11 protein-coding genes are annotated in these 8,850 nt (G+C 71.7%); 6 read left to right on the plus strand and 5 right to left on the minus strand.

Annotated elements, in window-relative coordinates; all coding sequences use genetic code 11:
• Window positions 1–693: relaxase/mobilization nuclease domain-containing protein (locus WCS02_RS14435; RefSeq protein WP_422665424.1), on the minus strand; the 693-nt coding region annotated here is incomplete at its 3' end.
• A gap of 73 nt (window positions 694–766) precedes the next feature.
• Window positions 767–1,234 carry a MobC family plasmid mobilization relaxosome protein gene (locus tag WCS02_RS14440; protein ID WP_340294420.1) on the minus strand — a complete coding sequence of 156 codons (468 nt, stop codon included), beginning with the start codon at window positions 1,232–1,234 and terminating at the stop codon, window positions 767–769.
• Between the two features lie 235 nt (window positions 1,235–1,469).
• Here WCS02_RS14440 and WCS02_RS14445 point away from each other — a divergent pair, with 235 nt between their 5' ends.
• From WCS02_RS14445 to WCS02_RS14460, 4 genes are all read left to right on the plus strand, one after another.
• Window positions 1,470–1,835, plus strand: a complete 366-nt coding sequence (locus WCS02_RS14445) for a hypothetical protein (RefSeq protein ID WP_340294422.1) — start codon at window positions 1,470–1,472, stop codon at window positions 1,833–1,835.
• A gap of 502 nt (window positions 1,836–2,337) precedes the next feature.
• Window positions 2,338–2,832, plus strand: coding sequence for a hypothetical protein (locus WCS02_RS14450; protein WP_340294424.1), 495 nt, complete (start codon window positions 2,338–2,340; stop codon window positions 2,830–2,832).
• Window positions 2,829–3,227, plus strand: a complete 399-nt coding sequence (locus tag WCS02_RS14455) for a hypothetical protein (protein WP_340294426.1) — start codon at window positions 2,829–2,831, stop codon at window positions 3,225–3,227. Before WCS02_RS14450 ends, WCS02_RS14455 begins: the two co-directional genes overlap by 4 nt.
• Window positions 3,224–4,660, plus strand: a complete 1,437-nt coding sequence (locus WCS02_RS14460) for a hypothetical protein (RefSeq protein ID WP_340294428.1) — start codon at window positions 3,224–3,226, stop codon at window positions 4,658–4,660. The genes WCS02_RS14455 and WCS02_RS14460 overlap by 4 nt, the downstream gene beginning before the upstream one ends.
• Before the next feature lie 98 nt (window positions 4,661–4,758).
• On the opposite strand, the gene WCS02_RS14465 is transcribed toward WCS02_RS14460, so the two are convergent.
• The 3 genes from WCS02_RS14465 to WCS02_RS14475 form a co-directional block, all read right to left on the minus strand.
• The gene (locus WCS02_RS14465; protein WP_340294430.1) at window positions 4,759–5,100 is read right to left on the minus strand and encodes a histone-like nucleoid-structuring protein Lsr2; all 342 of its coding nucleotides are present in this window, start codon (window positions 5,098–5,100) and stop codon (window positions 4,759–4,761) included.
• Between the two features lie 447 nt (window positions 5,101–5,547).
• The gene (locus tag WCS02_RS14470) at window positions 5,548–6,012 is read right to left on the minus strand and encodes a hypothetical protein (protein WP_340294432.1); all 465 of its coding nucleotides are present in this window, start codon (window positions 6,010–6,012) and stop codon (window positions 5,548–5,550) included.
• A gap of 925 nt (window positions 6,013–6,937) precedes the next feature.
• Entirely contained in the window at window positions 6,938–7,300 is a 363-nt protein-coding gene (locus tag WCS02_RS14475) for a hypothetical protein (protein ID WP_340294434.1), read from the minus strand.
• Between the two features lie 250 nt (window positions 7,301–7,550).
• Here WCS02_RS14475 and WCS02_RS14480 point away from each other — a divergent pair, with 250 nt between their 5' ends.
• Window positions 7,551–7,988: a VOC family protein gene (locus tag WCS02_RS14480; protein ID WP_340294436.1), complete on the plus strand. Its 438-nt coding sequence runs from the start codon at window positions 7,551–7,553 to the stop codon at window positions 7,986–7,988.
• Between the two features lie 262 nt (window positions 7,989–8,250).
• Window positions 8,251–8,679: a DMP19 family protein gene (locus WCS02_RS14485; protein WP_340294438.1), complete on the plus strand. Its 429-nt coding sequence runs from the start codon at window positions 8,251–8,253 to the stop codon at window positions 8,677–8,679.
• Window positions 8,680–8,850: the final 171 nt, after the last annotated feature.

Here is an 8,850-nt window from a genome sequence, read left to right on the forward strand (position 1 = left end):
CACCCGCGCCAGCGCCGGCCGCGCCGCCTCCGCGTCCCCGCGCCGCGCGGCGGTCGCAACCTCAGCGGGCTTCACCCCGCGGCTGCCGCGCCCAGCGCCGCGGGACTCCAGCACCTGCAGGCCGTGCTTCCGCTCGAGCTCTCCGGTGATGCGCTGCGCGCGGGGCCGGTCGTTCCACGTGCTCGCCTTGGTGCCGTCCTCCCGCACCAGCGACACGGCGATATGGACGTGGTCGTTGCCGTTCGTCGACACCCCGTGCCGGACCGCGACCCACCGGCACGCCGCCCGACCGGCAGTCGCCCGCTCGCCTGCGGCGCCATCAGCGACGCCCTCGCCGGTCGCGTCTGCCACCTCGAGGTCCTGGCCGGTGAAGCCCATCTCCTCGACGAAGTCGTGGGCGATCGCCGCCCACCTCTCGTCGCTCAGCTGGCCCTCGTCCGCGCGAAGGCTGAGGGAGCAGTGCCACACCGACCCGCCGACGACGTCGACGCCGAGCGCCCGACGCGGGTGGTCGAGCTCGGCCGCGACGGCCAGGGCGGTCGCCCGGTCCAGGACGGGGGTGTCGTGCCACGCCATCACCGCCGGGTCACCGGCGACCAGGTGCGGCTCGGTGTGTTCGTTGCTGCGGCCCGGGCCCTGCAGGTAGGCCAGCAGCCCGCCCATCCGCTCCCCGCGCGTGATGTTCGGCATCACGACGACACCACCACCCGGAGCGCCGCGACGGCCTGCGCTGCAGCCCGTGCTGCCGTCGACGTGCCCGTGCGGGTCACTGCTTGGCCAGCCCGTCGATCGCCGAGTCGATCCGACCCACGACACGTCTGACCGCGGGCAGGACGGCGTTCGCTTCCGCGGGGAATCCGTCGCCGGCGTTCGCCTGGCGCGCGAGCTGGTTGACGTTGTTGCTCACCGCGGCCAGCAGCCGTCGCACGGCGAACAGCTCGGCCATCGCCGCACGCCGTTCCGTCGACGTCTCCCCCCGCACCGCCAGCGCCGACTCCACCAGCAGCCGCGGCACCGTCACCCCCTGGGCCAGCGCCAACTGCACCAGCAGCGCCTCCTCCTCCGGGCTCACCTTCACCTCGTGCCGGTGCTGTCGACCACCGACCACGTTCGCCCGGCGGCGACGCCCGAACACCCGCCGCGCGGGCGCCACCGACGGTGCTGCAGCAGTGCCTGCCGACGTCTCTACCGAGGTCCTGGCCGGCGTCGTCGACGGCGCGTCCTCGTCGCTCACCGCCCCACCTCCCCCGGCCCAGCGCAGCGACCCCGCCACCGCGGGGACACCACCAGTGTGCCGAGCCTGGCGCCGCAGGTCCAGGACCGCACCGCGGTTAGCCGTGCTAACCGCATAGCTTGCTCCGCTCTCCTGCTTCTCTGGGTTTGTCCCCAGCCTGCGCGGGGGTGGGTCTGTCCACAGCCTGCACCCGTCGTCCTGGTCGCGCCGGTGCAGGCTCCTACCGTCGCTCGGCATGACCACCAGCCACCCCGCACCGCTGGACACCGACCGCGTCGAGGCCGCCGCCCGCGCCCTACTCGAGGACAAGGTCACCGCCGTCCGCGCCCTCGCCCTCGCGCGCCGGCACCGCGACGACGCCCGTGCCGCCCTGGTCGCCGCCGAGCGCGACGACGCCACCGCCCACGCCGCCGCGCTGCGTGCCGGCTGGACCACCGAGGAGCTCCGGCGCGTCGGCCTCGACGCCCCCACCGCACGCACACCCGGACGCCCCCGCGGCACCCGGCACACCCCCCGACCACCCACCCGGGCGAGCACCCGACCCGACACCCGACTGGGCACCGCACCGGACACGGAACAGGACCCAGAACCAGGCGCATGACCTGCAGGACGCAGCACAGCTGCGACGCCTCTCCCAAGACCGGGTCGTCCTCGGCCCCCTCCCGGACCGGCTGACCGTCCCGCGCGCACGACCCAGTCGGCCACCCGGGCTGGGGGTCTCACCGACGCCCGGTCGACCGGAGGTCACCACGGCCAGGGGCGGCACCGCTGCGCTCTGCGGAGGCACCCGAGGTGATCCTTCCGGCCAAGAACGCGCCGGAAGCATCATCGGGGCCCGCCTCCTCCGGCCACCCCTGCCCGCGGTCAGGCTGCGCCTCGCCCGAACGACGGTGAGACCCCCAGCACCCCCCCGAGCGTCACCACCACGCCGCGCCCCCTCCAGGGCAGACACCGGCGCCCCGGAGGGCGCCGGGACAACCGAAGAACGCAGGGGCTCCGCCCCCACACCCCCGGCCCTCACTCCGATGAGGCGGGGAAGACCGCACACCCCCACCGACCAGCCACGAGAAGCCAGCAGACGCGACCGCACGAGGAGGCACGACATGAGCGCACGCCACCCAGACACAGGACCCGGCGACGAGGACGACAGGCGGGACCCGGCACATGTCCCTCCCCCGCAGCTGGTGCGCGCACTCGGCCTGCTCGACACCCTCCTCCTGCGCGACGACCTACCGTCCGAGGCCCGCCTCGCCCTCAGCGACGTCCACGCGCAGCTGCTCGACCTCAGCCCCGCCGACGCGTCCCCCGCACCCGCTACCAGCACCCGGCCGTGGACGTTCCTCGTCGACGAGGTCACCGTCGCCCTCGGCCGGCTCATCGCCCACCCCGACCCCGGCACACCACCCGCCACCGCCCACCGTCACGCCCACGCCGTCCGCGCCCTCCAGGCCGCCAGACACACGACGGCCGACACCGGTCCAGAACGCCGGCAGCCGCCCGACACCCCGCACGACACCCGGCCCGACGGCACCCCCATCTCACCGACGACCACAGCCGCAGCCGCAGCTACGACGACCGACGAGGAGACCCCGCGATGAGCACGCCCAGCCCCACCCCCGTCCCGGTACAGACCCCCCCTCCCCCGCTCGCACGCGCCCTGGACCTTCTCGACGGGCTCCTCCTGCGTGACGACGTCCCCACCGCCGTCCTCCTCGACCTCGGTGACACGTTCGACGACCTGCTCGACGTCCGCCCCGGCTACCCGCCCACGACCCCCACCGCCTCCACCGACCCCTGGCCCACCGTCCTCAAGCAGGTGTCCGCGGCGCTGCACGACACCGTCAGCACCGCTCACCCCACCGTCCCCCCAGCCACGGTCATCAGCTGGGCCCTCGCCCTGCGCACCATCCGCGCCACAACACCCACCACCGACGGAGGCACAGACGGCACCGACCCGGGCACGGGCGCGACGACCACGGACGTGCAGCGATGAGCATCACCGGAGTCGGAGCCCGCACCGACCCTTGGACCCGCGCCTGGCACGACATCGGTCACCGCGTCGCCGGCCTCCTCGAGAACCCGCAACCCGTGCCCGTCGACCTGCTCCCCCTCGCCGTCGCTAGTAACGCCGCCACCATTCGCAGCCTCGTCACCGTCCACCGCGACCTCACCCGCCGCGAGACCGCCAACCGGCCCACCGGGGACGCCAAGGCGACCGGCGCGGGCACCGCCAGCAGCGAGCGGATTACCGTCGAGCTGCTGGAGACCAACCCCGTCCGAGCACTCGGCATCGCCCTCGACCGGCACCCCGCCACTCCCGGCGTCGCGCTGAGCGACGTCCTCACCACCAACCCCCCGCCCGGGCCCGCGCGCCTGTGGCACGACCTCGCCCGCGCGGCCGTCGTCGCCGCCGACGTGTGGCGCAACGCCGACCCCGCCTCTAGGCCGCATCGCGACCAGGCCTGGTCACTTATGGCCGACGTCGCCGCCATCGGCCAAGGCCTCGCCCACCTCGACGACGACATCGCCCGCGCCGCCACCCGCATGCCCCACGCCGTCCAGGTCCAGCTCGGGACCACCCCCGGCGTCCTGTCCGACCGCTATGCCGCCGCAGCCACCGCCGGGCTGCGCGCCGCCGGAGAACGCACCCGCCACCTCGCCGCGCAGGGCCCCCTCCCGGACGTCGCCCCGCTGCGCCAGCCCTTCACCCGACCCGCCGCCGTCCGCCTCCCCGCGCACGTCCCCTACGCCCAGGCCGCCACCGTCGAGCTCCTCGATCGGGCCACCGGGCCCGTCAGCCCCCGCGACCTCACCTACCTCACCCGCGCGCAGGCCCGCCTGGCTGAGCACGCCGTCCGCCTCACCGACGACCCTGTTCTGGCCCACGCCGCCCGCCAGCACACCGCGCAGCTCCATGCCGTCACCGCACGCCAGCTCCAGACCGTGGAGCCCGCCAGCGACCAGCGCGCCCTGCACCAGGCACAAGCCCTCCTCACCTACCTCGCCGGCATGGACACAGCGCATCCCGACTCCGGCCGGGTCGCGGCCGCGATCGCCCGCAGCCAGCCGGACGTCGTCGACGCCCTCCACCGCGCCGCCCGGCACCAGCTCGCCGCCGGCACCTGGCTCGTCCCCAACCCCAACGAACGCGCCACCAGCAGCATCTGGGTCCGTCAGGCCCCGCAGTCCGAGTGGCAGCCGGACCTCGTGCACCGCCTCGTCGAGGCACGCACCACCGCGCACACCCTCGCCCAGGCCGGCGGGCCCAACCCCTTCCCCGACACCGATGCGGCCGTCGCCGTCGCCACCGCATGGCAGGGCCTCCCGCCCCGCCTCGCGGTCAACCCGCCCCCGTTCCGTCCAACCACCGCACGCCCCACCGCCCCCTCACGGGCGACCAACCGGGCGCACGACGTCGAACGGTGAACGGTCACCTCACGGGTCCGGCAGTTGCTGGACACGTCGCCCAGGGAACGAGCCCGAGCCCCAGCGGATGAGCGACTACCGGATCGGACGCGGCTAGGTCAACTGTTGGCGGCGGTGTACGCCGCCATGACCTCCGCCTTGATCCGGCCCCGGTCGGACACCGGGTGACCGTTGGCGCGGGCCCACTCCCTCACCGTCGCGTTGTCCGCACCAGCCGACGACCCGGACGGCTTCGACGACGCGCGTGCACCCCGTCCACGGTTACCCCCGGCTCGGCGGCCGTTCTCGACGAACTCCGCCACGCTCGAGCGCAGCCGGCTGGCGTTTGCCTCGCTGAGGTCGATCTCGTAGCTCACCCCATCCAGCGCGAAGGTCACCGTCTCCACCGCCGGCGAGCCGTCGATGTCGTCCACCAGGACCACGTTCACGTGCTGAGCCATGCAAGAACCACCCTCTGACGCAGGAAAGAAGCAGGGGTGCCCATCCTGGCCCTCACCCATCCAAGCCACCACGACCAGGCCCGCACCGGGCACCACAGATTGACAGCCTGCTCAGCATCCTCAGCGCGACGACGATCAGCCCCGGCAGAAGGATTGGGTCGGGCAATCCGCACTCATCGCTGATAGGTGGGTCGGAGTAGCTGCGTCGCGCTGGGGACCACACACTGCTGCCGAGGACGGTGAGTCGCCCCGGTGGTGCACCGTGTGTCACATAGCGCGCCTGTCCGGGACAACTAACCGGGCGGGTCTACTGGGACGACCACGGCGGGGTCCTGTTTACGCGGGTCGACGAGCTCGGGCTTTCCCAGTAAGCGGTCGGCTTCTGGGACGCCGGCTCGAGCCCGTGCTTGAGAGGCACGCCTGAAGCACAGAGGTGCATGCAAGCCCTTAGAGCCCTAATCGCCGAACATGCCGAAACCACGCCACCTCCAGCACGGCACCAATTGCAGCCAGTGCGGCACCCACCCAGAGCATTGCCGCGACGATCTGGGGGCTGCCTGTCGCGACGGTCGCCGGCCGAGCCACCTCTACACCGCCAGAGGTCGTGCCCAGCTCCACCTCCAGCTCACCTTCGGTGATCCGCTGATCTTCAGGCACGCCCACGTAGCTCACCAAGTACTGATCGCTGCGGCCGCATCCGCCGCCGTCCGTCACCACCCGCAGGGGGTCGTCGGTGCGGCTCAAGCTGCTCACGTACTCGACGTTCACCACACAGCGAGCGGAACCAGCGAACACCTGCGCCGCTCGCCTCATGTAGACGCCCTCCAAAACCAGAACGATTCCGCCCAAGAACAGAGGCATCAGGACGAGGACCTGCAAGAGCACCAGGCCAGCCGAGACCTTGAGTCGCATGCCCAACACCCTCCTTGACGGACTCTGCCCCCCGCAGCGCGTTCGGACGCCATCCCGCGTTCGCCGCACATCAGGCCGACCCCACAGGGGACCGTGTCCCTTTGGGGGGTCCCGGGTGGAGCGGGTGCGCGCCGGCGGCAGGGTGGTTGTCAGGCAACACGAGTACGCCGGTCGGCTGTCCGGACGGACCAGCAGTCGCGCGACTGTGTCTAGCGCTGAGGGACTCAGGTAGCGAGGTCGCCGGCCAACGCCTGTGCGCGATACGTCGACAGGAACGCGCAGAGCTCGGCCGGCGTGTACCCGTACGTCTCCATCAAGATCTGTCGACGATGCGAGGGGTCGACCACTTCGATGGCCACCATCTCAGCGCCGGGAGCGACCACTCGTGGCTCGAAGCCGGCGATGTGCCCCCACGTGTAGGTGCGACGTCGCCCGAGGGCCCGCAGGCTCAGTCCTTCCCGCGACAGCAGCAGAGGCCTCGCATCGCGAGGATGACGCTTATCGCTACTGCCAGCGTGACAGCGGCCGCCACGGCGAACCACGCCTGAGCCGATTCTTGGAACAGTGCCAGCGCTAACGACCCGGCAAGCAGCAGCACTCCAGTGATGACCGCCGTACGTAGAGGCCGCATCAGCCTGGCGGGGAACGACACCTCGCCGGGAAGACGTTCCCCCGGCCGGGCTGAACGCAGTGGGTCGACGCGCATGGTCGGATGTTGGCACCCCGCTCGTGCGCGCAGGAACGGAGCCACGAAGGCCGCCCCACAATCACCCGTCCCGCGACCAAGCTGTGAGGCAGCAGCCTCGCCGGCACCTCGGGGGCGCGCCGGCGATCTATCGGACACCTGCGGCCAGGCGGAGGTCGCCGGCTAACGATCGCCTAAGGGAGACGAAGCAGGGCTGGCGACCGCAGGGCCGGTCCTGGCTCAGGTTGATGCCAGGGCGCGTGCTGCCTGTAGCGCCAGCAGCGCGTTGAGCATCGCGCCGGCCACTGCTAGGGCAGTGACAGCCCACCCCACGCCGGATGGCAAGAAGGCGGGGGGTTCGAGCGCGAAGCGTGTCGCTAGGAGTACGACGCCAGCAGCGGAAAGAGCCAGCCAGCCGTGCATCGCCCGGCTGCGCGCTGCGCGGAGCGCGAGGCTGCGATCAGGCTCGTCTAGAGGCAGACGGCCGCGGTTGAGCGCCTTCAGCACTCGATGGCCCACCGCGCGATCCATGCTGGGCGGCCAGTGACGAGCGAGGGTCACGATCGTGCCGACCAAACCCATGAGAGTGAGCAGGCCGGCCACCCCAAGAACGAACCCCGTCACCGTGTGGGTACCCGGCGCTTGGCTACCTTCACTGGCCGCATGCAAAGAGTGTGCCTACCCCGTCAACACGGCACGCGGCAGCTTTAGGGAGGAAGGGGCAGGTGAGCAGGACCCGGTCAACGATCCCCAGCAGGCGATCCCCAGCTGACGAGTTCCAGGTGGCTGGTGTGCGGGCTGTCGACGAGCTGGTAGCGCTGGCTGATGGCGGGTGCTGAGTAGCGTGCAAGCCATGCCCATCAAGCTCGAGAACGTGGCCATCGCCGTCCGAGACCTCGAGGCGACTATCGCCTTCTTCGCCGACCTTGGGCTGACCGTCCTGGGCCGTGATGAGGTGAGCGGTGAGTGGGCCGACACCGCGGTCGGCCTCGACGGCAACCACGCCAAGATCGCTCTTCTAGAGACGCCGGACGGCAGCGGCCGGCTAGAGCTCTTCGAGTACGTCCACCCGGACGCGATCGAGACGGAACCCACGCTGCCGAACGAGATCGGCATGCACCGCGTCGCCTTCTCGGTCGATGACCTCGAGCACAGCCTCCAGATCGCGGCACGACACGGTTGCTACCCCCTCCGCGGTGTCGCGACCTACGGGGACGTCTACAAGCTCACCTACGTCCGCGGACCCAGCGGGATCATCGTGATGCTGGCGCAAGAACTCAAGCCGAGTTGATCACCCGCGGCCCCGAACATCCGGGCCGGGGTGCGCCCAGTCGTTAAGGCCTCGACTGTCGGGACGAGGCCGACTCTTGGCTGGCGCCGCGGCAAGCCCACGAGCGTCGAGCTCGACGTCGAGGCGATCCACAGCGGGATGGTCTTGCGGGAGCGTGCAGCTGCGATTGCTGACCGACCCAGGTGTGGAGGAGGGTGGCTGCCCAGGATGGTGGGGAGGTTGCTACCTCCCGCAGCCACCCCGTCGTCACGAGGAGGCCGTGGTGGAGACGCCGCTGCTGCGGGCTTTGAACGAGCCAGCCATCTCCGCCTACGAGCGTGAGGACGTCTCTGCCCTTCCCGGTCTGCGTGCGCTCGGGGCGGTGATGGCGCTGCACGGCATCGCCCGGAACGGCGGTCTGGTCGGTGGCGCCATCGAGAACCTCTTCGTCGGCCGACGAGGGCAAGCAGTCGATGACGCCATCGATGGCTTCGTCTGGCTCGACCTGGACGACGTAGCCGAGCTCATCGCCCGCGCCCGTGACGCCTACCTGCTGTCCCGCCCCACGGGCTCTGAGGACCTGTCCGACGATGACGCGGCGCTGTGGGAGCAGCTGGACGCGGCCTTCTTCGACATCGCCCCCTCCGCCCGCCTGGAGGTGGCGGTGACAGCTCGCCTGCAGGCGATCGCCCCCGAACTCGGTTCGTCGTGAGCAGCACGCTCATAAGTGTGCGCGGGGGTGCCGCTGAGAATCCCACTGCGGGACGGCCCAGCCGAACAGCTCGCCCGCGGTCAGCCGGCGCCAACTGTCGCCGCTAGTCGGTCGGCTACCGGTGAGAAGCGATGACGGGGGCGTCGAGGTCGGTGGCGTCCACGACGACGT

Source organism: Aquipuribacter hungaricus (assembly GCF_037860755.1).
Lineage (GTDB): Bacteria > Actinomycetota > Actinomycetes > Actinomycetales > JBBAYJ01 > Aquipuribacter > Aquipuribacter hungaricus.

What these genes read in the sequence shown, in the direction of transcription:
- WCS02_RS14445 (WP_340294422.1), top strand. Translation starts at nt 1,470, where the DNA reads ATGACCACCAGCCACCCCGCACCGCTGGACACCGACCGCGTCGAGGCC.
- WCS02_RS14450 (WP_340294424.1), top strand. Translation starts at nt 2,338, where the DNA reads ATGAGCGCACGCCACCCAGACACAGGACCCGGCGACGAGGACGACAGG.
- WCS02_RS14455 (WP_340294426.1), top strand. Translation starts at nt 2,829, where the DNA reads ATGAGCACGCCCAGCCCCACCCCCGTCCCGGTACAGACCCCCCCTCCC.
- WCS02_RS14460 (WP_340294428.1), top strand. Translation starts at nt 3,224, where the DNA reads ATGAGCATCACCGGAGTCGGAGCCCGCACCGACCCTTGGACCCGCGCC.
- WCS02_RS14465 (WP_340294430.1), bottom strand. Translation starts at nt 5,100, where the DNA reads ATGGCTCAGCACGTGAACGTGGTCCTGGTGGACGACATCGACGGCTCG.
- WCS02_RS14470 (WP_340294432.1), bottom strand. Translation starts at nt 6,012, where the DNA reads ATGCGACTCAAGGTCTCGGCTGGCCTGGTGCTCTTGCAGGTCCTCGTC.
- WCS02_RS14480 (WP_340294436.1), top strand. Translation starts at nt 7,551, where the DNA reads ATGCCCATCAAGCTCGAGAACGTGGCCATCGCCGTCCGAGACCTCGAG.